We start from the raw sequence: 25,657 nt of genomic DNA on the forward strand, positions 1-25,657 counted from the left end.
ATGAATTCCACTCAACATATCAGAATCTAAAGAGACGAAGCCAACCGCCCGATATATATGTATAAATAAATTTGGATGTAAACATTGATTCAAGGCCGCTAATCTTTAGCATGAACGAAAAAGGAGAACAGCCAATGATCCGTGTTATGTTGATTGACGATGAAGAAGATGCACTAGATCTGCTTGAAATATTGCTTGGTCAAATGGGGAATGTGGAGATCGCTGGAAGATATCTAAATCCCCTTCAGGCGTTGGAAGATTTAAACCGAACCATGATAGATGCTGTGTTTTTGGATATCCAAATGCCGGGTATGAAGGGTACCGAAGCGGCTCGGCGAATAAGAAGCATTTCTCCTGAGTTGCCGATCATTTTCACGACGGCCTATGCCGAGTATGCATTAGAAGCGTTTGAGATTGATTCAACCGACTATCTGTTAAAGCCGTTTACGGTGAGCCGTTTACAGAATACGGTGGCACGGATAACCAAAGATCTGTACAAGCAGTCCAGTCTAACAGAGGAAAATAAGCCTTTAGTTCCGTCAGTTCTTTCTCTCGGAGGATTCCATATCATATCACCAGGCGATACGGGCAAGGAAGTTATATGGAAAACGAAAAAAGAGCGGGAGCTATGCGCATTTCTAATTCATCATGAAGGTAAGCGCGTAAATGCCGCTGTCATTATAGAGGCGTTGTGGCCGGGTTACGATCTCGATAAAGCCAAATCGTATTTGTACACCTGTCTTTCTTATCTTCGAAGAAGCTTGACAGAGCATGGCGTAGCAATTCATATCCGTAAAGGAAATCAGGGGTTTTCCGCTGAACTGAACGACATTACAATAGATGTCTCTCAATTCGAGACATTGTTAAATAAAATATTGGCGGAAGAGCACATAAATGAGCTTCATTATGATCAGATGAACGAGATGTACGTCGGAGATTATATGGATGGATGCAATTTTGACTGGGCAATTGCCAGACAGTTGAATATCAAGTCGTTGTATGTCCGTGCACTTCGCAAATGGTATATGTATTATCGTAGCCAAGGAAAGCTTTTGTTTGCAGCGAATAGCTTACAGCGATTACTGTCACTTGTTCCTGACTCCGAGATCGATGGACGTGAGTTGATTAGAATTCATCTGGAACTCAGTAACCGGAGTGAGGCATACCGTGTAAGTCAGGAGTTAGAGCAAGCCGTGCGCATTCAACTTGGAACAGAACTGGAGGAGGAGACGTTGTTATTGATTCAGAACACGATGGAGGGATCGGGGCGCACATTTCAATGAAACGCAAAATCGTTGCGATCCTAATTACATTGACAATGTTGTTCGCGACTTACGGTATGCTGTTAACATACTTTACTTTTAACAAGAAAACGATGCCGATGGCGGCCAATGGAGTCATGGACTTAACCAATTGGGCATTTCAGGAGAAGGGTGTCGTCCGGCTGGACGGGCAATGGGAGTTTTACCCGAATCGACTACTCTTCAGCCATCCCCTCACCTCTGAGGAAGCGGGAGATGAAGCCCCTTCTTTCATTCAGGTGCCCGGGTCATGGTCCAAACAGATGGATACGTTGGGTGTGGCAACGTATCGTTTGAGGCTTTTAATTGATGACGATAGCGTTATATATGGAATGAAGACGGCAGCCATATTGATCTCCAATAGGCTTATCGTCAACGGGCAAGTCGTGGGCTCAAGCGGGTATCCCGATCACAAAGACGATTATTGGGCGCTTAACAAGCCATATGTCAGTTATTTCACTTTAAAGCCAGGCTGGAACGATATCGTGATCGAAGTTGCCAACCATGAATTCCGGGTAACGAGTGGAATCGGGGAGTCTATCCAATTTGGCAAGGCTGACCAAATTGCGAAAATTCGGGATGTCGCGACAGCACACGATTGGATTGCCCTAACAGCCTTCCTGATCATGGGGCTGTATTTTATCGGATTATTTTCTCAGCGCAGGAATGATCAGTCCCTTGTTGTATTCGGACTCGTCTGTGTATTTATTGCAGCGTTTACAAGCATCAGCGGTGAGAGGGTGCTGTTCGATGCGCTGGGCCCACTTCCATTTTGGCTATATTTTCGCATTCAAATGGTGTTGACCATTGGGGTAGGTGTAGGATTTTTCTTGTATGTGTATACTGCTTTTCGTCCCTACAGTTATAGAGGATTTACGAAGGCAGGACTACTATCAGGAGGTGCTTTACTTCTCTTGCATATGGGCTTTGCTACGCAAATTACGACAGGGCCGTTTCGCCTTGTGACATCACTGTACGTCACGTTAGCTTTGTTGTACGCCACCTATGTGTTTGTATATGCTGTTCTAAATAGAGTGGCTGGCAGCTGGTATCTGGCTGTGGCGGCGATGGCTTTGAACGCGCTAGTGTTGAACCAGAACTTAAACGTCTACTTTGGCGTTCCGATCTATTCGCTGCCACCCGTCGAGCCATTTCTTGTACTGCTCATGCTTGCACTATTGATGTCGCTCCGCTTCTCAAACGCATTCCAGAGAATAGAGGAACTCTCGGGTCAGTTAATGGAGGCGGACAAGCACAAGGATGATTTTCTCGCACGTACCTCACACGAGTTTAAGACGCCTCTTCATGGTGTTATGAACATATCCCGGTCTATGCTTGATGATACTGCGTTACCTCCTACGTCAGGGCAACGAGAGAAGCTTCAGTTGATGATCGATATTACCAGGAAGCTTTCTCAGATTGTCTATGACATTCTGGACTTGTCGAAGCTTAAACAGGGGGAGCTTAGAATTGATCCGGCGCCAGTCGATGTCCGTTCAGTCGTAGAGATGCAAATCCGTTTCTACTCTTATCTCAGTGCGGAAAAGGAGATTCAACTCGTCAATCAGGTGCCAGCGGACTTGCCGCTCGCTTATGCTGATGAAATCAGGTTAAGTCAGGTCATTAGCAATCTGCTGGACAATGCAATCAAGTACACAGAGAACGGAACGATCATTGTTGCCGGGAAGGAACAAGAAGGCCTGTTGCAATTCGAAGTACAGGATACGGGAGCGGGTATACATCCGGAGGATATGCCGTATATCTTTGAGCCGTTCAAATCCATGGAAGAAGTAAGCCAACGCGGCTCCGGGCTTGGGCTGTCTATCGCTAAGCAGCTGATCAATCTGCAAGGGGGGACACTATCCGTGAGCTCAACCCTGGACGTGGGGACGACATTCACGTTTACCCTGCAGCGGGCAACGTCAAATAATGAAAATATAGCTAGCTCGGACCATTCATCAGCATCTTACATTCAACCTTTGGAGAACGAGTATTCGTTTCCTACACCGTATATTGCGAATGCCGCTGGTAAGCGCACGATTTTGATCGTTGATGATCAGTATGTCAATCTGAAGGTTTTGCTGGATACGCTACAATCCCATGACTATCGGATCATCGCAGTCAAAGATGGATACGAAGCACTTCGCCAGATCGATGAACCGGGCAGAATTGACCTTGTCATTCTGGACCTGATGATGCCAGGCATGTCCGGATACGAAGTATGTCAAGAAATTCGCAAGCGCTATTCACTCCTGGAGTTGCCCGTGTTGATGGTTACTGCGGCAATTCAACCACAGGATAAGGTGGCTGCATATCAGGTTGGAGCAAACGACTACTTGCCCAAACCGTTTGATTTGGAAGAATTAAAAGCCCGAATCGGAAGTTTGCTTGCCATGAAGGAATCATTGGGACGTGCAGTATATATGGAAGTGGCTTTCCTTCAATCGCAGATCAAGCCGCATTTTCTATATAACGTTCTTAATAGTATCGTTGCCTCCAGTTATACAGATATAGAGCGTGCACGGAGCATGATCATCGCGTTGGCTGATTATTTGCGAGGAAGCTTTCGGTTCAGCAATTCAGATAAACGCATCGAACTCGATGAGGAATTCAAGCTTATTCAAACCTATGTACAGATTGAGCAGGCAAGATTCAGGGACCGTATTTGCTTCCAATATGAGATTCCTGAAGAGGCATATCGTTTACAGATACCGCCGTTGCTGCTTCAGCCGTTGATCGAAAATGCGATTCGCCACGGCATCGGAGATCGAATTGAAGGCGGAACAGTGAAATTGATAGTGCAGAGATTAGAAGAGGATTGGTTATTTGTTGTATCCGATGACGGAGTCGGAATTCCTCCCGACCGTATGAAGATATTACTTGAACATAGCGAATCGGCCGTCCAGCAAGGAGTAGGTTTACGAAATATCGATAAGCGATTGAGATTTGAATACGGAACTTCACTGGTACTAACGAGTGAACCTGGGCATGGAACGAGCGTTGCCTTTCATATTCCTAATGGGCTTTCTTAAGAGAACATGTGTTATATCAATGGGTTCCATCGTACATGCGGTGGGGCTCTTTTTGTATTTATTTGATGGATAGTTAACTGAAAATGTGGATTGGTGGACGGGTATGATTAATGTCGTCGAATAAAGTCGAATAACATCGTTTTTTAAGGTTTTTTTAAGGTGTGCTCCGTTATGCTGAGTAGAATGCAACTGATTAATATTGCGGAGGGGGAGACATGTAATGATTTCAGTGGGGGGAGCAAGTAAGAAATACGGAAATTTTCGAAGAATGGCACATCTGTTTCTAGCCATCATTCTTTTTATACCATCTTTAGTGATTGGGGGCGGTGTAACTTCGGCGGCATCCGGCTGGTCGATCATTGATGGGAATGGAGCAACTGGCATTAATGTAAATTCAGCCATGAGGGGTGAAAAACCTGCCATAGTGGAATGGAATGGTGAGATTTATGTGGCATGGAAAGAAACGATTCCGAGTACGCCTACGATTAGCCAGATCAGAGTTAAAAAGTTTAATGGCTCAAACTGGATTAGTGTTGACGGCGGTCACCCAACATATGGTCTGAATTACGATTTGACCAAAGATGTCGTATCTCCGACCCTCGCCGTGTACAATAACGCTCTATATTTGTCTTGGACGGAAATGAAAACTTCTTCTATTGGCCAGATTCGGGTCAAAAAATATGATGGTACGAGCTGGACAAATGCTGAAGGAGGAAGCACAGAAGGAATTAATGAAAGTCCCTCCGTAAGCGCGGGTACTCCCAAGTTGGCTGAATACAATAATGAGTTGTACGCAATCTGGACAGAAGCAGCTAAGATTCGCGCTAAGAAGTATAATGGCGTCACGTGGACAAGCCTTGACGGGGGCGGAGCAGATGGGTTGAACGTGAGTCCAGGCAGTGGAGCAGGTAGCCCCGTCATGGCTGTATATGGTAATGATTTATATGCTCTATGGTCTGAAAAAGTGGGTACCGGCTATTATTCGGTGCGTGCTAAGAAGTATGATGGCAACAATTGGACAGTAGTCGACGGTGGAGTTGGATTGAACAAGGTTAGTTGGAACAACGCAATAACCCCGGTCTTAAGTGTTATCGATGATCATCTGTATGTAGCATGGGTAGAAGCCCGCGGTGGTCAATATAGCACGGATGATCAGATCCGTGTCAAAAAATTTGACGGCATCACCTGGACTAATATTGATGGAGATGGCGAATATGGTATCAACGTAAATATAGGGATGCGTGCTTTTGAAGTTCAGTTAGCTAGTTTGAATAATGAATTATATGCCACTTGGTCCGAAAATTCAGGAGAATGGGTAAGCGGAGTTCCCGTTTTCAAGATCCGCATAAAAAAGTATAACGGCAATGGATGGGCTCTAGCCGAAAATGGAAGAAATGGTGGCTTGAATGCTTTTGCAACTAAAACCGCCAGAAATCCTGCCATAACAGCAATGAATGGAGCGCTGTATGCGGTGTGGGACGAGGATGACAGAAAAGTGGTAAATATAAGGGCAGCTCAATTCACGCCGCCGCCTCCACCAAGCGTCACCAGTGTAACTGTAAGCCCGATCACGACAAGTACGATGCAGGGTGGAAGCAGGCAACTATCGGCTGCTGTTAACGCCGTAGGAGAGGCGCCAACAACGGTGACATGGAGCAGTAGTGATGCAACGAACAAGGTCGCAGTTAATGCTACGGGTTTAGTTACAGTTGCACGGGACGCAACACCAGGTAATTACATCATCACGGCGACTTCCACGTTCGATAGTACCAAGACAGCTACATCAACCGTTACGGTGACATATGCACCAGCAGTTCAGAGTATAACCGTTAATCCAAGTACGGATAGCCTGATGCAGGGTGAGAGCACCCAGTTAACGGCAACGGTAGTTGCCGTAGGTGGAGCGGCAGACACGGTAAGCTGGCATAGCAGTGATCTCAGTAACAAAGTAACGGTAGATGCAACGGGGAAGGTTAGTGTAGCATCGGATGCTGCACCGGGCGACTACACCATTACAGCATCTTCCACTTATGATACGGGTAAGAGGCAATCAGCGGTCATTACGGTTACCTATGCACCAGCTGTTAATAGCGTTAGTGTTAGCCCAGATACCGACAGTTTGATGCAAGGAGAGAGCAGACAACTGGTCGCAACGGTAAACGCTGTAGGTGGGGCGGGAGCAACGGTGACATGGGCCAGCAGTGATACGGATCACAAGGTTGAGGTAAGCGATACCGGCTTCGTGACGGTTGCCCCAGACGCTATGCCAGGGAACTACACCATTACGGCAACTTCGACGGTAGACAGCAGTAAGGTGGGTACAGCAACCCTTACGGTGACGTATGCACCAGCAGTAAACGGAGTTATCGTTACGCCTGATCCAGCAAGCATCGTGCAAGGAGATGGTACACAGTTAGAGGCAATCGTTGAGGCAGTTGGTGGAGCTTCGACGGAGGTAACATGGAGCAGCAGTGATCTAACTGGCAAAGTCTCTGTAAGTAATACCGGCTTCGTAACGGTTGCATCGGATGCTGTACCAGGGGATTATACGATAACAGCTACATCGATTGAAGACAGCAGCAAGATGGGAAGGGCAACCGTTACCGTGTTGTATGCGCCAGCTATTCACAATATCGCTGTCAATCCGGAAAATGCTACTGTCGCACAAGGAAGAACCGAGCAACTCACTGCCACGGTAACTGCGGTAGGTGGAGCCGATTCTTCCGTGATGTGGACGAGCAACGATTCCAGCAACAAGGTAACCGTAAGCAGCATGGGAAATGTTAGCGTTGCTTCCGATGCCGTGCCAGGTGACTATGTGATTACAGCGACATCCGTGTACGATCTAACCAAGGTTGCAACGGCAACCATTAAGGTGACGTATGCACCGGCCGTGAACAGCGTCACGGTTAATCCGATTACGGACAGCCTTATGCAGGGAGAGAGCAGACAACTGACGGCAACGGTTGATACCGTAGGCGGAGCCGATGTAACGGTGATGTGGAGCAGTAGCGACGCAACCAACAAGGTGAAGGTCAGCGATTCCGGCTATGTTACGGTAGAAGCCGATGCCGAGCCAGGGGAATATACCATTTACGCGACCTCAACAGCAGATATCAGCAAAAAAGGTGGCATGGTTCTTACGGTGACAGCAGCTCCAACGTATACGATTGCTCCAATTGAAGATCGCACATTGGAACCGCTCATGCTCGATTATGAATCCGGTACTCAGGAAACGAACAGCGTATCCATTCAGCATACGGGAACAGGAAATCTGGTTCATTTATCTGCCTCTCTGAGCGGGCATGATTCGGATGCCTTTGTTATTACGCAGCCGGATGCTGAATTGATCGCTGGAGATCAGACAGAGTTCACTCTCCGTGCCAAGGACGGATTGCCCGCAGGAACATATACAGCAACGGTTACGTTGACAGCAGATCTGATGGTACCAGTCACTTTCAAAGTAATACAGGCCGTAAATCTGCCTAATGCGCCAGCCAATCCTCGGAATCTGACAGCCGAACCTGGGGATGGTCATGTCACGTTGAAATGGGAAACGGAACCCGATGTAGAGTACCGAATTTACATGGCAACAGATGATGATCCTGATCATAGGGTTGAAATCACAGTCGAGGCATCATCACCTTATACCATTCCTGAGTTGGTTAACGGCAAGACTTATTACTTTGTTGTAAAAGCAGAGAATAAGGGAGGGCTTAGTGAAGCTTCCAATCAAGTAAGTGTAATTCCATCAAGCGTTCCGGGATCGCCAACAGATGTGACAGCGACATCGGGCAACGGACAAGCGACCGTAAGATTTGCAGCGCCAGTTCATGATGGTGGAAGTCCAATTACGGGATACGAAGTGACTGTATCGCCTGGGAATACGATAATTACAGGCAGTACTAGTCCAATAACAGTAACGGGATTGAGTAACGGAATAAGCTATACGTTTACGGTAAAAGCCATTAACGGTGCAGGCAAAAGTACAGATTCGGCTAGGTCCAATGCAGTTGTGCCTGCAGCGGCCTCTGCTCCGTCAACCAACCCGCCTGTAACACAAGCTCCATCAAACCCACAGTTAACACCTGTCACACCACCAACAACACCAACTACAGGCGTCAATATTTTGGTTAATGGAAAAGTGGAAAATGCTGGACAAGCGATCATATCCCGGCGTGACCAACAAACCGCATTGACGATTGTAGTAGATCAGCAGAAGCTGAATGACAGATTGGCAGAGGAAGGACAACACGCGGTTGTCACAATTCCTATTAATCAAACGTACGACGTTTTTGTGGGTGAGCTTACAGGCGAGATGATTAAAACGATGGAAGATTATCAAGCTATTCTCGAATTCAAAACAGAGCAGGCTTCGTACACTGTTCCTGCTGGACAAATCCGCATTGGGGAGATTGCGAGCCAAGTTGGAGTGTCTAATGACTTGCAGGAAATCAAGGTACAGATTGAAATTGCAGCTCCGACCTCAGTTCAATCGGACATTGTAGGGCGCGCAGTCGCTCAGAATGATTTAACTCTGATTGCTCAGCCGCTTAATTTTACAGTTAATGCCGTTTATGGTGACAAGTCTGTTGAAGTAAAAAACTTCGATGCATATGTCGAAAGAACGATAGCTATGCCAGAAGGCATAGATCCGAACAAAATTACAACTGGCGTTGTCGTGGAGCCAGACGGATCAGTTCGTCATGTCCCGACCAAAGTACGTCAAAACAATGGCCGATACGAAGCTCAAATTAACAGCCTGACTAATAGCACATATGCAGTAGTGTGGCATCCATTACAATTTACAGACGTAATGCATCATTGGGGTAAAGAAGCTGTAAATGATATGGGATCTCGCATGATTGTGGAGGGCGTTGGCAATGGTATCTTCAATCCTGATCGAGCCGTGACTCGTGCAGAGTTCGCTGCCATCGTTGTTCGTGGTCTGGGACTTCGTCCGGAGAATGGGGAAACTCCATTTACGGATGTGAAGACTGAGGATTGGTACAATGGTGCTATCCGCACAGCACATGCATATGGGCTGATCAACGGCTTCGAGGATGGTACTTTCCATCCTAACGAAACGATTACAAGAGAACAAGCGATGGTTATATTGGCGAAAGCGATGACGATTACTGGATTAAAAGATAGCCTGAACGCAGAGTCTTTAGATGCCACGCTCCAGATGTTCCAAGATGAGACTACTGTATCCTCATGGGCACGCATCAGTGCAGTGGACAGCGTGAAGTACGGTCTTGTGCAGGGTCGCAGCCAGTCTTTATTGGCGCCAAAAGGTAAGATCACACGTGCCGAGATTGCCACGATCATGCAGAGATTGTTACAGAAATCGAATCTAATCTAGGTGGTAATCGATAAACTTTTGGATGATTCGTAAGGTACAGTCCGGGGAAGCTAGAAAAGCGGAATGAGTGCTAATTAGTGCTCATTCCGCTTTTTTCCCATTCAGGGTGTACAGTTGGATTCATAATATATCTAATCTTCCTGATTTCCCGGTATGAAAACACGTTTCATAAAGAGAGAAGATGAAGCCTAGCAAGATATTCATTATCTTTAATGTGTCGAAAAAAAAGGCATAACAAAAAAGCCTATACTTGATAAGAATTCAGCAGAATGGCATACCGTTGATCTATTTTGTTAAATAGATGATTCCCAGGCTCATTTTATTTTGATAAATTCATTTTGGGCGGGATGTACCCAAGTAATCTGGCCATTTTCGCGATTTGTCCCCGATGATGGAATTCATGGGTTATGCAATGTGTAAAAAGCCATAATTCACTTAATTCGGCGGTTTCACTCATCCAACTGGATTGAATGTCGGGGTTCCAGTTGCTTCTAAAATTCTGCAGGAATTCGTTAACGAGTAAGTCTGTCGCCTCAAATAATTTACGCATCTGCTGAATATTTTGGATGGATTCTGGTTTTATTTTGGGCATGGATCGCCCAAGACCACGCACACCTAACCATACGCGATAACAATCTGTAACATGAACATGCAGGTTACGAATTGAATCTCCACCTAAAGCTTCTACCGGTTTAATATACGCTGTGGGGGACATGTTTTCACACATTCGGAAGAGGGATTCCCTTGTCCGTTTAATCATGTCGTACTGACTTTTTAGTACATCCATGTTTATTGATCTCCTTTCTAACTGTACTGTCTGTTGTATGTTAAACTGCAATCTCGAGCAAGGTCTGACACTGTCTGATTTTAATTAAAGATTACATGTATCTATAATATATATGATATATTATGATGTCAAACATATATAGCTACTCCTTGATGGGTTAAATAAAGTGAATGCATAGGAATGAACAGATGGAAAAAAGAAGTTAGTATAAATGTGGATAATGAAGTTGTCTTACGCCAAGCAGTGGTTTTATAATGGTACATTCAAGATATTTAGATATCCATTCCTACGTAGTCGACGTTGTTTATTCAGGCTGGCGGGAGAAGTATGCTTCTCTCGGGGGTGTGATATAATCGGTTACAGATGGATTTAACATTTTCGGGATAAAGAAGTTCCCTAGTATGCTTAGAGAGGTTTTGGATATGACGAAAGACAATTTTTGGCGTGAATTGCCACGACCATTTTTTATATTGGCACCGATGGAGGATGTGACGGATGTTGTGTTTCGTCATGTGGTGAGTGAAGCAGGGCGACCAGATGTATTTTTTACGGAATTTGCGAACACGGAGAGTTATTGTCACCCGGAGGGGCACAAGAGTGTGCGTGGGCGTTTGACATTTACAGCAGATGAACAGCCGATTGTGGCTCATATCTGGGGAGATAAACCGGAATTCTTTCGTGAGATGAGTATCGGTATGGCGAAAGAAGGCTTTAAAGGTATCGATATTAATATGGGCTGTCCTGTAGCGAATGTGGCTGAGAATGGAAAAGGAAGCGGCTTGATCTGCCGCCGGGCTCTTGCGGCGGAGATTATTCAGGCGGCGAAGGCCGGAGGACTGCCAGTCAGTGTAAAAACGCGTCTCGGATTTACTGAAGTCGACGAATGGCGCGACTGGTTAACTCATATTTTGCAGCAAGACATCGTGAATCTGTCGATTCACCTGCGGACAAGAGAAGAAATGAGCAAAGTAGACGCTCACTGGGAACTGATTCCGGAGATTAAGCAGCTTCGTGATGAGATCGCTCCTAATACACTTCTGACGATTAACGGGGATATTCCGGACCGTGAGACAGGCCTTAGACTCGCGGAGCAATATGGTGTGGATGGCATTATGATTGGACGCGGTATTTTCCAGAATCCGTTTGCGTTTGAGAAGGAGCCGAAAGAACACAGCAGTGAGGAATTGCTTGATCTGCTACGGCTGCATCTGGATCTCCATGATCAATATTCAGGACAGGAGCCACGTTCGTTCAGCGCGCTTGCCCGTTTCTTTAAAGTCTATGTCCGCGGATTTCGAGGAGCAAGTGAACTCAGAAACAGCCTAATGAACGCCAAGTCGACAAGTGAAGTTCGTACGCTGCTCCATGAATTTGGAAATAAGGATCAAGTTGAGGCGGAGGAACGTGGGATTTAAGTTTCCGAGTTCGGAGAAAGAACGGACGATAAGTAAGGTTAGTTTTGGTGTGGGCAAGCGTCATACTCCGGTCAACAAACTAAGAGGGATTGAAGAGTTACGTTATTTAGGAGTACTTCCAAAGTGGGAAATCATGAGGGTATCCCGATATATTAGCAACTTCATCCACGGTAGGCTCTCAAGCCATGTCGAGTATTACTCGCACTTAGTCAGGAAAGATTAGTAGTTATGATGTATTGACGGTTATTAAGAAAATAACAGCTAAAAAAGAAGCGGGAATAACTCCGCTTCTTTTTTAGCTGTTGTCGTCTATCCTTGGAACGTTAACGCGTATACTCCGGTTGGGCCATGGCGATCGGCTGAGGGTTCGTTACTACCCATAATACCGCCAACTCGGATAATCTGGCAGGCGCATCAAAATCATATCCATCATGAAGCCTGCTGACCAAGTCTGATGCTTCTTGGAGAAGTGCCGGGGCGAGTGGCTCACCAGTGCCCAGGTGACGAATCAGTGCATCCAGCATCTTGCGATACTCCCTATCCCAGTTACCTCCGCCATTATCCAATACTTCATGAGACACGCGCCCTGTGATGCGGATCATCTCTCCCTGCACCGTTTGCGCATGTCCCTGGGCCGGGACAAGATATTCCCACAGCTCTTGGTGCTGCTTGGGCCAGGTGGTTGCTTTTACCTGAATGGGGGTGGTCCCATCGTGCATGATCCGATTCGCGACCGGCTCGACATCAAATAGCTGGTACAGTTTGATCAGCGCGTCTGAAACTCCATCGACCTTGTCCTTATTGAACTTCTCACGGGCGAATTCAAAATCCTTACCGATCCGCTTCACCGATTCTTTCATATCCGGGGTGAGCGATGCTCCGGCATCCAGCAGAATTGCGGCAATCTCCGCTAGATTGACAATTATCACTATTCCTGCAATTGACTAAGCCCTTGGCTAATGGCGTATTTCCCTGTTTATTTTCTACGTTAATCGCAGCGCCATGGTTTACCAACGCTTGAACCACTGTGGTTCTATATCCACTGACCGCTGCATGTAAGGGTGTTTCATTTTGGTAGTCCACAGCGTCCAGATCCGCACCTAATTCAAGAAACAGGGCTACATTTCCTGACCAGTGTGAGGCATGAGCATGTAGAGGCGTGCGTTGATATTTGTCACGTGCATTAATATCTGCCCCTTGCTCTACCAGCCAGCGAACCAATTCATCCGAAATATGCCGAAAGCTGAGGGCCGTACCTTTGCTGTAGCCCCCACGGGCATCCCATTCGCATTGCTCGAAAACCTCTTTTACCGCAGCGATATCATTATCTTTAACGAGCTTTTCCATATGAGCAGGTAATGTTGTTTTCTTCTTAGCCATTTAAAATCCCTCTCCTTGTGAATGACATCGTATTTTCGTAATGATAGGCAATGATAGATGGATAGAAAGCAGATAATTTCTGCAAGTTTATCACATGAGGAATGTTAAACCAATTACTGGATTTAATCTGCGGATACGACGAACAGAGGAATTGAATCTGTTTTCAGATTGAATAGGGGACTTTGCTTTGTTTGGCTATGTTATAATTTTAGATGAGTTTCCGTAGGGTTGATGGATTGAAAAGTATATAAAATGATCGCCGCAATACGTGCGGTAGGCTTTTGATAATAGGAGGATCTATGTCCTGGAGTAAACTGAAGCAACAATTAGAGAGTTTTCTTAGTCCCGCGTTAATTGGAAAAGTGGAGTACCGTGCTACCAGCTATCGCTATTCACCTGATAAATCAGGAAATTGTTACATTACCGTAGATCAAAAGAACATACTGAATATGAGTGATACGACCACTCCTGTCCGGTGGTATCAGACGGAGCAGGAGATTAAGAACGATCCTAACCTTGTCATTCCTGTGAGCGAGGAAGAGATTGAAGTTATCCGGCAAGAGTCCAAAGGCAATATCCCCGAGGATCGATTGCAAATCATGGCAAGGAGCAGAAAAATCTCCGTACATGCCAAAGCGCTTTTGGCGGCACAGGCTGCACTCAGTAAATCAAATTTTACCGTTGCAGCTACCACATATTTATCTACTTCTATAGAAGATAATCTGGAGAGCAATGATATTTTGTATAATATTCTGGCTTTAATGGACAGACGGGTTGGCAAAAAACGAATTCTGAACATGTCCGAGCAGATCAAATTAAAGCATTCAGCCGTTCAGTATTTCTATGAAATACGGCGTAGTTCGTTGTGAAATGGAATAACTAACTTTTGATATAGCTTTTAACTATAACCAGTTATGGTTTTTAAGTATCCCTTCTAACTGCTCTCGGCGTGATATGATCATGGTATACAACGAGGGGGTAATTTACATGACTGACAAGTTCCAGATCGTAGGAAGTTTATTGCGGCCGGAAGAGCTGCTGAAATATAAAACGCAAATTGAACATAACGATGATATCGAATATCCGTTCTATGAAAACTACGAAGGATATGAGAAGTGCGAGACGGAGGCTATCAAACAAGTTGTAGCCAAGGAGATCGAACATAACTTGTCCGTTGTTACCGATGGCGAATTCTCCAAATCGATGTGGCATCTGGACTTTGTATGGGGATTTGGCGGTGTGAAGCGTTACATCGCGGATCACGGCTATTTCTTCAGAGATGTGGACGGAACTTCGAAGTATGAAACACGCAAAGATATCGGACTGCGCATCACGGACAAATTGAGCGGAAAGAATCATCATTTTATTCAGTTATTCCAACAACTGCAAGACACCGCTGGCGAGCAACAAACGAAACTTTGTGTACCATCGCCATCCCATATTTTCGGTGAACTCTCCTGGTCAGATAACATTGGGGGTACAGATTCCGTTTATCAGAACAAACAGGAGCTCAAAGAGGGCCTTGTAATCGCGTATAAGGAATTCGTCGAAGAATTCGCTGCAGTGGGCGGTAAAATTCTGCAATTTGATGATTGCTTGTGGGAACTGTTTGCAGACGACAATCCGAACTCTCCATTTACAGGGGAGCATATTAATCAAGATGAAGTACAAGGTCTCGCTTCTGAATTCATTGATATTAACAATACCGTGATTGACTTCGGACATAGCCTGGGCTTGAAAATGTGGACACATAACTGCCGCGGTAATTATGATTCCCGTAACATGGGCGGTGGATCGTATGTGAAAATCGCCAATCTGTTCCTGAAGCAATTGAAGTATGACCGTTTCTTCCTGGAGTGGGATGATGATCGTGCGGGTTCCATCGAAGCTCTGGAAGTGTTCAAGGACAGACCGGAAACGGAAATTGTATTGGGTTTGCTTTCCTCCAAAACGAGTACCCTTGATGATGAAACACGTGTTGTCCGTTTGCTGGACGAAGCATCCAAAATCATCGATAAGGATCGACTGCTGCTGTCTCATCAATGCGGCTTTGCATCCTGTGATGGCGGTAACGAATTAAGTGAAGCTCAGCAATGGGCGAAGATTGATCAAGGGCAGAAGATTGCAAAGCAATATTGGGGCGGCACCGTCTAGGATTCAAGTTGAATGTATTGTGACCTTATAAACACATTGCTCGATCAATAGTGTTCTGCGCGATAATAAAACGGCGACTTTTCCTCTGGAATCTCATCCAGGGAGAAGTCGCCTTATTTGTAGTGGTACGTGCCGTATGGGTACATTCTCATTTCAATAACTTTTTTAAACTAATGATGACGCATAGGCATGTCTTTCTTTATTTCTCCGATTCACGCTGTGCCAGCCATTCCTTTTTCAACAAAGCATATTGATACGTATTCTCGTATTTCGGTGTGCCGTCCTCATTATTGACAAATGAAATGAACTCCAAAAAAAGACCTTCCCGGCGCATGCCCAGCTTCTCACACAGTTTCTGGGAACGAAAGTTATCATCCTCGACATAGGCGTACACTCTTCTTATTCCCTGTTCCATAAAGAGGTGCTCGATGAAAGCATTAGCGCTTTCACTTGCGTACCCCTTCCCTTCGAATCTTCCATTAAAATTCCAACCAATACTATACGTATCTGAATTCGAATCCTTATCTGTATCAGGATCCTGATCTTCCCTCATGCCAAACAGCTCACCGATCAGCTCGTTACTGTCTTTCAGGCAGACTGCGATTTGGGAATCGTCATTGCTTCTTTTTGCGACCTCCGCCGCCGCGTCTTCCAGTGTTGAAATTCGGTGATCCATAAAGCAATTCACTCTGGGATTTGCTGTGTATTCCAACAGTCCGGCTGCGTCTGTTGCGGTGAAATTTCGTAGGATTAATCGATTGGTTTCAAGGTTTTGCATGAGATATACCTCCAGTGTTCATATCAATAGATTGGCTTTGTTCGTATTGTATTTCTTTTCATTCTACCAAACACACTATTCTTTACTATAGCTGGGTGTAGCTTTGGGTTTGGCTTTGGTTCTGGTTCTGTCAGACCGGGAGAACAACCCCACCAATTTGTCCCTGTAGATATAACCGAGCACGAACCCGATCACAGCGATAACAGAAATACTAATGGCGATCGTATATTGTTGCATATGAATGGTGGACCCCACAGCGGCAGATGCAATGATCCACGGCAGACGACCAATTATAAGAATCATGAAGAACTTAAACGAACGAATCGATGTAAGAGCGGCAACAAATACAAGCATGTCTTTGGGCAAGCCGGGTATCACGAAAAAGATAAATAAAAAAGCGGAGAATTTCTTCTCATCATGAATAAACGACATCCACTTATAATTTTTCTTTTGCAGCAGCCGTGAAATGTAAGCCCGACCGATAAAACGAGTGAAATAAAAGGCGATCGCTGAGCCGAGTATCAAACCTATCGTTGTATACAATGAACCAATGGCTGTACCGTAAATATATCCTCCTGCGACTTGTACCACTTCTCCTGGAATAGGTGCAACCACGATCTGAAGAATCTGGAATAGGATGAACATGATTGGACCCCAATGTCCGGTTGAATGAATATATTCTCTGAAGTTGTCCATGGAAGACATGATTTTAATAATGGCAGGAGAATAATAGACCAGCAGACCAATGGACAACATGAGGAACAGACCCAACAATAGGTTAATCATTACTTTTTTCGAGGGTTGTGGCATAGCTGACGACTCCTTTGTGTAATAACCTCTACATATTTACAGTATAAGGCGAAGTTATTAAGAGATACCTACATAACTTCTGAAGAATTCTTAAGTCGATTGTATTTGCTGGTAGTCGCCAATAGCGCATATTATACTGAAATTAGACGGAGGGATCAGATGAGCAAGAAAATTCTAATTGCTGATGATAACAGCGAAATTCGTGAAATTGTAAGGATTTTGTTAGAGAGTGAGAATTATGAAGTGATTGAAGCGATAGATGGTCAAGATGCGATTGATAAAGTAAACGAAGAGACGGATCTCATTATCTTGGATATGATGATGCCCAATAAATCGGGCCTGAAGGCATGTCTGGAGATTCGTGAACAAACAAGCGCACCGATCCTGTTTCTCACGGCGAAAACGCAGGATTCTGACAAACAATTGGCCTTTTCTTCCGGCAGTGATGACTTCTTGTCCAAACCCTTCTCTTATACAGAACTCGTTTCAAGGGTGAAGGCCTTACTACGGAGGTATTATGTTTATCGGGGCAAAGAGAAGACTGAAGAAACAGACCAAATTATCGTTAAAGATCTTACCGTCCATCAGGATTCAAAAGCCGTGTTTGTTGGGAAGAAGGAAATTGCTCTAACTGAAATTGAATACCAGATTTTGCTGCTGCTGGCTAAGAAGCGACGAAAGGTGTTCTCTGCAGAAAACATATATGAGAGTGTTTGGGGGCAACCCTACTTTTATACGTGTAATAACACGGTGATGGTTCATATTCGTAATTTGAGAGGCAAACTGGAGGATGACCCGCAGAACCCTAAATATGTGAAGACCGTTTGGGGGAAGGGGTATAAAATTGAATAGATTACTAATGGGAAAGAAACTGAAGATTAAACTGGTTCTGGCGGTTGTCATTTCTTTGGTCATAGCCGTAAGTACTTTCGTTATTTTACAAGTTGTTGGCGAGACTGTATTGGATAGTTACTTAAGCAAATCCACTTTTGTAGAGAACAGGCAGCAAGATGCGCTTGAACGATTCGAAGCGTTCGTGAACAATCAGAACGTGTCAACACAAAATCACGAGCAATTGTCTGATTGGATCAGTCATGAACGCTACTTGAATCTGTATATTTTTGCAAAAGATAAATTGATATTCTCTTCCAACACGGAGATTGATCCTGCCATGAATGAAGAGCTGTTAACTCAATTTGTACCCTCCAAAATACCCATCACCACCATCCATTTTGCGGATCAGGATGCCCAAATATATTTGGTTGGCTTCTATGAGTATCAATATTACAATCTCATTCTCATTATTGGTGTTTTCATAGCAGCTGTCGTGTTCATCGTTTCCTTTCTACTGATGATTAATAAGAAAACGTCGTATATTGGCCTGCTTGAACAAGAGATCAAAATACTCGAAGGTGGAAATCTGGATTATTCAATTACGGTATTGGGAAAGGATGAACTGTCATCTTTGGCCCAGAGTATTGATGAGATGAGGAAATCATTTGTGGAGCGGCTGGGCAGCGAGGAGAGGGTCAGGATGGCCAACCGCGAATTGATTACGGCGATTTCCCATGATTTGCGAACGCCGCTCACGATTCTATTAGGATATATGGATATCATAGAGCTCAATAAGTATAAGACACATGAGGATCTGTTGCAGTATATTCATAATAGCCGGGAGAAGGCCTATCAGATCAAAGTCCTGTCGGACAAATTATTCGAATATTTTACGGTATCTTCTGCCGCGGAAGAAGAGGAAATTGAATTTGAAAGGTATGAGGGCAGAGCGCTGATTGATCAACTCATCGATGAACAATTAGTGATTTTGGACGATATCGATGTGCAGGTTCAGACAGATGCATATGATGAGGCGTTTTTACTGGAAATCAATCTGGTCGCCATGCGTCGCGTAATGGATAACCTATTTTCAAATATTCGAAAATATGCCGATCCAGTGTTTCCCGTTCATATCCAGATCTCTTTGAAGCAACAATATGTCATTCTTGAGGTGAAGAATAAGATTAAACGTGTCAGTAAAAAGAAAGATAGCAACGAAATAGGGCTCGTTAGTTGTCAGAAAATGATTGAACAGCACAACGGTACGTTGAAGGTGTCGCAGGAAGAAGATACGTTTTCACTACAGATTACGCTACCCGTCATCTCCAATAAACCAACACAGACTCATCTATAATGAAAGGAGAGAGGGGTTATTGTATTAAAAAGAGCCATGCGATCGCATGGCTCTTACGATATCGTGAGAGGGCAAGTCTCATGTCTCAAACAACAGGTTCATTCTGTTTCTTGAAATATTGTTCAATGAGAAACGAGAGCATCGGTCCGGGCTCAGACTGCTGTAATTGAGACTGATCGCCAAATTCCATAAGATACGGCTGTTCCGTAGTACACGGAATCCAATGAGGCATCAGCTTTCCAGTGGAGTCCGAACCGTTTGGATCACCTGTAGCAATAAAATTGGATAAATAATTACACATCTGGCGGGCCAGATCATAATGCTTGCCCGTGAAAGGCCGCCAGCACTTGGCCAATGTCTCGAAGAAAAACCACAGATCGACGGAGTGAAAGGTTCCCGGCTGGTCCCATCCCGGAATCTCGGCGTCAAAGTTATAATAATAAAGAGGCGTCTCAGACGTATGACCGCTGTTCGCGCGGATGGCGAGCAGAATGGCATGTTGGATCATGCGTACTGATGCTTGTTGCAAAGCCTGCTCGATTTGACCGGTCTCGGTCTCACATAGCTTCAAAAAGGCAGGAGCATCCTCGCCGAATAGCTCCACAGCCATCTGTTTCAGTTCTTCCAGATTGGCTGCGGCGGGACGGGTCCAGAATTCGGAAGATGTATGCCCCAGCATGACGGGGATCGCCTCGCGCTCCTGCTGAACAAAACGAGTAAACGGATCGCCTGCGCAGAATTGATCGTCGATGACGGTTCCCCAGAAGCTTTTGTATTCGAGTGCTTTGTCACGGAGAAATTCAGCATCCAGTTGTCTCGCTTCTGTAAGGGAAGATACCCCCAGGAAGTCGAAAAATGCAACCCCGGCCTGCTCTGCATCCCGCAGTGTGGAACGGACAGAAGGCACGCGGACTTTCGGGTACAACTCCGTAGCCATGCCGCTCATAATGACGGCTCGCTGGAACAAGCCCTTGTTTTGCGGAGAGGTCATCTGGCTGAGTACACTTCCTCCGCCTGCCGACTGTCCACCGATGGTGATCTGGTCCGGATCACCGCCAAAGGCGGCAATGTTGCGTTTGACCCACTGCGTGCCTGCTTGTTGATCGAGATGACCGAAGTTGGCGGGTGCATGGGGAGATTCGGCGCTTATCTCGGGATGACACAGGAAACCAAAGGCATTCAGTCGATAATTAATCGTCACAACGACAATACCTCTGCGAGCGATTCGCTCGCCATCAAATTCCATTTCGGCCGTATGGCCAACCTGTAGGCCTCCGCCAAAGTACCAGACAAAGACAGGTAACTTCTCGTCCTTACGCTTGGCGGGTGTCCAGACATTCAGATACAGACAATCCTCGTCCATGGGCAGGTCAGGATCAACTGCCCATTCGCGGGTGTAGATATTGTTATCATCGATGACTGTTGGGGCTTGCATGGAGATAGGGGCAAAATCGAAAGCTTGCAGTACACCGTCCCAGTTCGACTGCGGCTGAGGGGCACGCCAGCGGTTCTCACCTACAGGAGGCGCGGCAAAAGGAATTCCCTTGAAGCTGGTAATCCGCGGATCCGCCGCAGGCAGTCCTTGCACTTGTCCATGTTCTACCGTAACCGTTCTAAGCATAACAACAATCTCCTCTCTGGATTTAGGTTGTAAGCGTTAACAAACATCTGATTAACGATATTAAGATAAACCGAACGCGAGAACAGGGTAGCTGTAGAAATGGGGGAATCAAGGTTGAATCCGATTTGGCATGAGAGTAACAGAGCCAGTAATTTGTATTTTATCAGCGGTGGTCACAAGCCAGCTAATTCTCATCAATGGGGGCCAGGCGTGCGTGACGTTTATGCGCTGCATTATATTATCCGCGGTCAAGGGACGCTGGAGACGGGCGGCCGCGTATTTCGGTTAGTTACAGGGGAAAGCTTTATCATATTTCCGCAAAAGGAGATTTATTATTATCCAGACCCGCAAGATCCATGGGAGTATGTCTGGGTGGAGTTTAGCGGTGAGGATGCCGGACGGTTGCTGGGGCTAACGCAGCTTTCAGAAGTACAACCCGTAGTGACGATCTCACCGGAGACACTGCAGCCTTTTTATCACCTTGCCTGGAACGCAGGTGCATCATCCTATGAATTGCTGCGGGCGGATGCACGTTTGCGTCTGCTGCTCTCCTACTATATGGAGTTTTATCCAAAGAGGCCGCAGGTGGAGGCCAAGGATTATGTCTGGTTGGCGAGAAAGTACATCGAGCAGAACTACTGGAAGCCGACATTGACCGTCACGGAGATTGTAAAGGCAGTCAATCTGGAACGCAGCTATTTGTTTCGTCTGTTTAAAGGAGCAACCGGCAAGTCTGTTCTGGAGTATATTACCTCCTGCCGAATCCAGCGCGCCTGTGAGCTGCTGAAGACGTCGGGTCTACCGATTCAATCGGTAGCCTACTCAGTCGGCTACAATGATCCGTTATATTTTTCTAAAGTATTCAAGAAATCAACTTCACATACACCAACAGCGTTCATGATGCTGCACCAGACGAAGGCATAACGTTAACGGAACAGGGCGCAGTTCCCGGACTCGCGGAAATAACGTATCAGCTTTTCAATGGGCTCGCGTCCACAGTTCAGTTTCACTCCAAGACAATCGATGCACAGAAATTGCTGGGCAGAGCGCGAGATCAATTTGAGATAGATGCCCACATCGTCTGAAGAGAGCGGGACCTGACAGGAGGTGCATAGGCGATGTTGAGCCATTATTTCACCAGTTTGGCCCGGACGATGAGGCAATCATGTGCTGCGACAACGGGAGCGAAGCGTTCACGGAACACGCCAAGCTCTTTATGTTCCCAGCAGTCGTACAGCGACAGAGCATAACCGGCAGCGTAAGGCAGACCCATATCCCAAAACTGCAAAGACAACTCCCGCTGGCTGTCGCTCAGGTTGAAGAAGCCAATAGCCAGATCACCATCTGTAAGTACCTTCACCAGCATAAAGACATCGTCTGTGTGAAACCATTGCGGCTCTGGTTTAATGCGGTAAGCGCCGCGAGCTTCTACATCCTGATTGATGGCAAGAAGGTCAGGATTCAGGAGAATATCTTTGGTGATCTGGTTAGCCTTGCGCACGTCGCATCCGATCATTAATGGGGAACCCATCATGGACCAGAGGGAGAAGTGGGTTTTATATTCGATGTCGTTGCATCCGCCGATGCTGCCAATATAGTCATTGTTGCTTCCACCGTACATCCCAACGATTAGCATATCCATGTCGTTATGGCAGAAGGAGCCGGTGTAGCTTTGTTTTCCGAGTTGAGACAGGGCAAGTTCCTTCACTGAATCCCAATTGTCGCGGATATCTCCGGTGGAGCGATACATGTGGGCACCCGATTCCCGAATCCAGTCGTATACGTCGTCGGCTCCCCAGTTACAAGCGGAGAACAGGATATCGCGACCGCAGTTTTTGAGCGCTAGGCTCATCCGTTTGTACAGCAGCTCGCCAGAGATGTGTCGTGGCTTGAAGCAGTAATCATACTTCAAATAATCAACGCCCCATTCAGCAAAAAGGGCGGCATCCTGGAATTCATGCTCGAAGCTGCCCGGATAACCGGCACATGTATGCGTACCTACGCATGAATACATGCCGAACTTTAGTCCTTTGCCATGGATATAGTCTGATAGCGCTTTCATCCCGCTTGGGAATTTCTCCGGGTCAGCCACCAGATTGCCACCCGCATCCCGTTCCTTCAGACTCCAGCAATCATCAATGACGATATACTCGTAGCCAGCAGCCAGATAACCTTCCGATACAAACACATCAGCGACCTCCCGAATTAATTGTTCGTTAATATCCCACGTAAAGGTATTCCACGAATTCCAGCCCAGCGCAGGGGCAAAGCCTAATACTTGATTGTTGCTCATGATCTCGCATCCTTCCTCTCCTCAATTTCGTTAACGATACTAAACTGAACATAAACGATGAGCGATGATTCCTGCCATAGCTTAACGTTGCTTGGACATGGACATATGTTGCTCAGCTGTGCTGAGAGGAATGATTGCTTCAATCCAGACTTTGGGCAGGTATTCAGAAGTGGTGGGGAGAAGCATTTAAGGAAGGAAAAATGTCTATCTGCACAGAATTTATGCTATCTTTTCAGGAATCTGTGGGGAATGATACTATGAATACTATGGTCGGTAATCATGCTCGAACAGGATAAGGTGTGATTTTCCATCGGTAGTTCGTTAAACATAAGATTCTGTTTGATATGATCAGATATATAAATTATAGGATGGGGAGTGTCACCAAATGAATCTAGATGAAGTGATGCAAGAGCTGGAAGCGCTGGGTAAAGAACGAACGAAAAAAATCTACATCTCCAATGGTGCGCATGAACCGCTATTTGGCGTGGCAACCGGGGCGATGAAACCAATGGCGAAGCTGATCAAAAAGGGTCAATCTTTGGCAGAGCAACTCTACGCGACGGGAAATTATGATGCGATGTACTTTGCAGGCGTGATTGCCGATCCTGAAGTGATGACGGAAGCTGATTTTGACCGTTGGATCGATGCTGCTTATTTTTACATGATCTCTGACTTTATCGTTGCCGTCACGCTGGCAGAGACGGATATTGCTCAAGAAGTTTCGGATAAGTGGATTGCGAGCGGAGATGAGCTGAAAATGTCAGCAGGATGGAGCTGTTACTGTTGGTTGCTCGGCAGTCGAAAGGATGCTGAGTTTTCTGAGAATAAACTAACGGAGATGCTGGAACGGGTGAAAAGGACGATTCATGAATCTCCGGAACGAACGAAATATTCGATGAACAACTTCCTGTATACCGTTGCAACTTCCTATCAACCGTTGCACGATCAGGCGGTGGAGACGGCCAAGGCCGTGGGACCTGTCGAAGTGAACAAGGACATGCCAAAGAGCAAGCTTCTGAATGCCTCTGAGAATATCCAAAAGGCAGTGGAAAAAGGGCGGACAGGGTTCAAGCGTAAATATGTTAGATGTTAATCGTAATCGCTGTAATGTGATAGACTAGAACATCAGGGATGTAACACATACAGGAGGTGCTCGTATGCATGTAAAGAGTGTCTCCCTATTTGTGTTGTTGTGATTATCACGTGCGTGTGTAACTGAAATCCATTAACCGTCAAGCAACAAGTTAGTCAACAAATTCTCTGTCGATCCTTTATACTAATAAAGCCAGAAACATATCTAAGGAGTTGCCGAATCCAATATGAATAAAAAAGAAGTCGCGCATATACGCAAGCAGTTTAAACTCGATCACGATCTACTGAATATTTACGATATTCTCAACGTCTATATTACGAAGGAAACCAACGAGGTCTATCACTGGGAGCGTCACCCATTCGAACTGGTGGACAGAGAGAAGCAGGAGCTGTACATGGGCAATTTCAAAAAGCTGCTGACAGGTGATTTGGATCAGAAGTTGTTTGAGTTAAAATTCCAGGAAGCGGCGGAGGACCCGGCTCAGGTACTGCTTCATCAGGCTTTGGTCACAGGTGATCCGGACGAATGGCAGGATCTCATGCTGTTGCTCGTGGATCGAATGTTGGTGGATGCCAAGTATGAGCGGGACATGGTTGCTACGTTTGTGCGTGGACAGTATTATCTGCCGACCAAGGCTAGAAACGAAGCCACGGAAGAGAGTGAGAAGAATGAGGTGTTCGCCCATCCCTTCATTCTGTGCAGCGTGAACTCCACGGAGAAGCAGCGGAAAACGCTCTTGTTTGACTATGTGGAGAGAGAATTCAAATACAATATTATTGTCGATCCGATTATCAAATTAAGCACGCCAGAGCAAGGGTTCCTGTACCCTAGCGTGACGGACAACTACTCCGATGTGAATCGTGTTCTATATTGCACCGGGAAATCCAATTTCCCGGACCCACATTTTGTTGAAAATGTACTGAATGGCGAAAGATCCGTAACCGCACTGGAAGAACGGGCGATCTTCGAAGATATCGTCAAGGAAGTGGCCGGTGAACAGCTCGATTCAGCCACCATTGCACATGTATATGAGGAGATCAACCGCGTTATCGAAATTAACGAAGAGTCCCATGAGGAAGAACCTCCGAAGCTGGATTATAAAGATCTGGAACGTGTACTGACCGCAAGTGGTGTGGAAGATCTGACAACAGAGAAAGTGGAGCGTGCCTTCGAAACGATCGTAGATAACAAGAATTATGAGATGAAAGCGACCAGTGTTATGCCGAAGTTTACGTCCAAGTCCATCAAGATCGAAACTAAGGTTGCTACGATTTCGGTTAGCCCGCAAGACCTAAGATATGTGAAACAGGTGAACTATCAAGGCAGACGTTGCATCATGATTGAAGTGGACGAAGATGTCGTGATTGAAGGGTTTACCCTTAATACAGAAAAACTTATCAATGAGTAATTGATTCTAGACCCTGATGATGTAATATCATC

At 45.8% G+C, this 25,657-nt stretch carries 18 protein-coding genes; 11 read left to right on the forward strand and 7 right to left on the reverse strand.

From position 1 onward, the window contains the following. Positions 1–134: 134 nt before the first annotated feature. The 3 genes from MKX40_RS03970 (at position 135) to MKX40_RS03980 (ending at position 9,698) form a co-directional block, all read left to right on the forward strand. A complete protein-coding gene (locus tag MKX40_RS03970; protein WP_339239536.1) occupies positions 135–1,283 on the forward strand; it encodes a response regulator in 1,149 nt (382 codons plus the stop codon). Next, on the forward strand, positions 1,280–4,333 hold the full coding sequence (locus MKX40_RS03975) for an ATP-binding protein (protein ID WP_339239537.1): 3,054 nt from the start codon (positions 1,280–1,282) through the stop codon (positions 4,331–4,333). Before MKX40_RS03970 ends, MKX40_RS03975 begins: the two co-directional genes overlap by 4 nt. Positions 4,334–4,553: 220 nt before the next feature. Next, positions 4,554–9,698, forward strand: a complete 5,145-nt coding sequence (locus tag MKX40_RS03980; RefSeq protein ID WP_339239539.1) for an Ig-like domain-containing protein — start codon at positions 4,554–4,556, stop codon at positions 9,696–9,698. Positions 9,699–10,017: 319 nt separating this feature from the next. Here MKX40_RS03980 and MKX40_RS03985 read toward each other — a convergent pair whose 3' ends face one another. Continuing rightward, positions 10,018–10,485, reverse strand: coding sequence for a DinB family protein (locus MKX40_RS03985; protein WP_339239540.1), 468 nt, complete (start codon positions 10,483–10,485; stop codon positions 10,018–10,020). 422 nt (positions 10,486–10,907) lie between these two features. Here MKX40_RS03985 and MKX40_RS03990 point away from each other — a divergent pair, with 422 nt between their 5' ends. Beyond that, the gene (locus tag MKX40_RS03990; RefSeq protein ID WP_339239541.1) at positions 10,908–11,900 is read left to right on the forward strand and encodes a tRNA-dihydrouridine synthase; all 993 of its coding nucleotides are present in this window, start codon (positions 10,908–10,910) and stop codon (positions 11,898–11,900) included. A 323-nt stretch (positions 11,901–12,223) separates the two neighbouring features. Here MKX40_RS03990 and MKX40_RS03995 read toward each other — a convergent pair whose 3' ends face one another. After that, on the reverse strand, positions 12,224–12,829 hold the full coding sequence (locus MKX40_RS03995; protein WP_339239542.1) for a hypothetical protein: 606 nt from the start codon (positions 12,827–12,829) through the stop codon (positions 12,224–12,226). Next, on the reverse strand, positions 12,732–13,280 hold the full coding sequence (locus MKX40_RS04000; RefSeq protein ID WP_339239543.1) for an ankyrin repeat domain-containing protein: 549 nt from the start codon (positions 13,278–13,280) through the stop codon (positions 12,732–12,734). The genes MKX40_RS03995 and MKX40_RS04000 overlap by 98 nt, the downstream gene beginning before the upstream one ends. Before the next feature lie 299 nt (positions 13,281–13,579). Between MKX40_RS04000 and MKX40_RS04005 the strand changes: the two genes are divergently transcribed. Both MKX40_RS04005 and MKX40_RS04010 read left to right on the forward strand, forming a co-directional pair. Then, complete coding sequence (locus MKX40_RS04005; protein ID WP_339239544.1) at positions 13,580–14,149, forward strand: hypothetical protein; 570 nt, start codon at positions 13,580–13,582, stop codon at positions 14,147–14,149. Between the two features lie 118 nt (positions 14,150–14,267). Further along, entirely contained in the window at positions 14,268–15,434 is a 1,167-nt protein-coding gene (locus MKX40_RS04010; RefSeq protein ID WP_339239546.1) for a 5-methyltetrahydropteroyltriglutamate--homocysteine methyltransferase, read from the forward strand. 199 nt (positions 15,435–15,633) lie between these two features. On the opposite strand, the gene MKX40_RS04015 is transcribed toward MKX40_RS04010, so the two are convergent. Continuing rightward, positions 15,634–16,212, reverse strand: a complete 579-nt coding sequence (locus MKX40_RS04015; RefSeq protein WP_339239547.1) for a GNAT family protein — start codon at positions 16,210–16,212, stop codon at positions 15,634–15,636. A 75-nt stretch (positions 16,213–16,287) separates the two neighbouring features. Further along, positions 16,288–17,022 carry a TVP38/TMEM64 family protein gene (locus MKX40_RS04020; protein ID WP_339239548.1) on the reverse strand — a complete coding sequence of 245 codons (735 nt, stop codon included), beginning with the start codon at positions 17,020–17,022 and terminating at the stop codon, positions 16,288–16,290. 159 nt (positions 17,023–17,181) lie between these two features. Here MKX40_RS04020 and MKX40_RS04025 point away from each other — a divergent pair, with 159 nt between their 5' ends. Together MKX40_RS04025 and MKX40_RS04030 are read left to right on the forward strand one after the other, a co-directional pair. Continuing rightward, entirely contained in the window at positions 17,182–17,874 is a 693-nt protein-coding gene (locus MKX40_RS04025) for a response regulator transcription factor (RefSeq protein ID WP_339239549.1), read from the forward strand. Further along, positions 17,867–19,210 (forward strand): HAMP domain-containing sensor histidine kinase, encoded by a 1,344-nt coding sequence (locus MKX40_RS04030; RefSeq protein WP_339239550.1) that lies wholly within the window; start codon positions 17,867–17,869, stop codon positions 19,208–19,210. The genes MKX40_RS04025 and MKX40_RS04030 overlap by 8 nt, the downstream gene beginning before the upstream one ends. An 85-nt stretch (positions 19,211–19,295) precedes the next feature. Here the strand turns inward: MKX40_RS04030 and MKX40_RS04035 are convergent, their stop codons facing one another. Beyond that, positions 19,296–20,831, reverse strand: coding sequence for a carboxylesterase family protein (locus tag MKX40_RS04035; protein WP_339239551.1), 1,536 nt, complete (start codon positions 20,829–20,831; stop codon positions 19,296–19,298). A gap of 114 nt (positions 20,832–20,945) precedes the next feature. Here MKX40_RS04035 and MKX40_RS04040 point away from each other — a divergent pair, with 114 nt between their 5' ends. After that, positions 20,946–21,755, forward strand: a complete 810-nt coding sequence (locus tag MKX40_RS04040; protein ID WP_339239552.1) for an AraC family transcriptional regulator — start codon at positions 20,946–20,948, stop codon at positions 21,753–21,755. Between the two features lie 205 nt (positions 21,756–21,960). On the opposite strand, the gene MKX40_RS04045 is transcribed toward MKX40_RS04040, so the two are convergent. Then, entirely contained in the window at positions 21,961–23,124 is a 1,164-nt protein-coding gene (locus MKX40_RS04045; RefSeq protein ID WP_339239553.1) for a glycoside hydrolase family 27 protein, read from the reverse strand. Positions 23,125–23,509: 385 nt separating this feature from the next. On the opposite strand from MKX40_RS04045, the gene MKX40_RS04050 reads away from it, so the two are divergent. Beyond that, on the forward strand, positions 23,510–24,217 hold the full coding sequence (locus MKX40_RS04050; protein ID WP_339239554.1) for a DNA alkylation repair protein: 708 nt from the start codon (positions 23,510–23,512) through the stop codon (positions 24,215–24,217). A gap of 226 nt (positions 24,218–24,443) precedes the next feature. Continuing rightward, positions 24,444–25,625, forward strand: coding sequence for a DUF4317 domain-containing protein (locus MKX40_RS04055; protein ID WP_339239556.1), 1,182 nt, complete (start codon positions 24,444–24,446; stop codon positions 25,623–25,625). Positions 25,626–25,657 lie beyond the last annotated feature (32 nt).

Origin of the sequence: Paenibacillus sp. FSL R5-0517, from assembly GCF_037974355.1 — a bacterium.
In the GTDB taxonomy this organism is placed as follows: Bacteria; Bacillota; Bacilli; order Paenibacillales; family Paenibacillaceae; genus Paenibacillus.

Coding starts and splice junctions, on each gene's coding strand:
- MKX40_RS03970 (WP_339239536.1), top strand. CDS start 135: ATGATCCGTGTTATGTTGATTGACGATGAAGAAGATGCACTAGATCTG.
- MKX40_RS03975 (WP_339239537.1), top strand. CDS start 1,280: ATGAAACGCAAAATCGTTGCGATCCTAATTACATTGACAATGTTGTTC.
- MKX40_RS03980 (WP_339239539.1), top strand. CDS start 4,554: ATGATTTCAGTGGGGGGAGCAAGTAAGAAATACGGAAATTTTCGAAGA.
- MKX40_RS03985 (WP_339239540.1), bottom strand. CDS start 10,485: ATGGATGTACTAAAAAGTCAGTACGACATGATTAAACGGACAAGGGAA.
- MKX40_RS03990 (WP_339239541.1), top strand. CDS start 10,908: ATGACGAAAGACAATTTTTGGCGTGAATTGCCACGACCATTTTTTATA.
- MKX40_RS04000 (WP_339239543.1), bottom strand. CDS start 13,280: ATGGCTAAGAAGAAAACAACATTACCTGCTCATATGGAAAAGCTCGTT.
- MKX40_RS04005 (WP_339239544.1), top strand. CDS start 13,580: ATGTCCTGGAGTAAACTGAAGCAACAATTAGAGAGTTTTCTTAGTCCC.
- MKX40_RS04010 (WP_339239546.1), top strand. CDS start 14,268: ATGACTGACAAGTTCCAGATCGTAGGAAGTTTATTGCGGCCGGAAGAG.
- MKX40_RS04015 (WP_339239547.1), bottom strand. CDS start 16,212: ATGCAAAACCTTGAAACCAATCGATTAATCCTACGAAATTTCACCGCA.
- MKX40_RS04020 (WP_339239548.1), bottom strand. CDS start 17,022: ATGCCACAACCCTCGAAAAAAGTAATGATTAACCTATTGTTGGGTCTG.
- MKX40_RS04025 (WP_339239549.1), top strand. CDS start 17,182: ATGAGCAAGAAAATTCTAATTGCTGATGATAACAGCGAAATTCGTGAA.
- MKX40_RS04035 (WP_339239551.1), bottom strand. CDS start 20,831: ATGCTTAGAACGGTTACGGTAGAACATGGACAAGTGCAAGGACTGCCT.
- MKX40_RS04045 (WP_339239553.1), bottom strand. CDS start 23,124: ATGAGCAACAATCAAGTATTAGGCTTTGCCCCTGCGCTGGGCTGGAAT.
- MKX40_RS04050 (WP_339239554.1), top strand. CDS start 23,510: ATGAATCTAGATGAAGTGATGCAAGAGCTGGAAGCGCTGGGTAAAGAA.
- MKX40_RS04055 (WP_339239556.1), top strand. CDS start 24,444: ATGAATAAAAAAGAAGTCGCGCATATACGCAAGCAGTTTAAACTCGAT.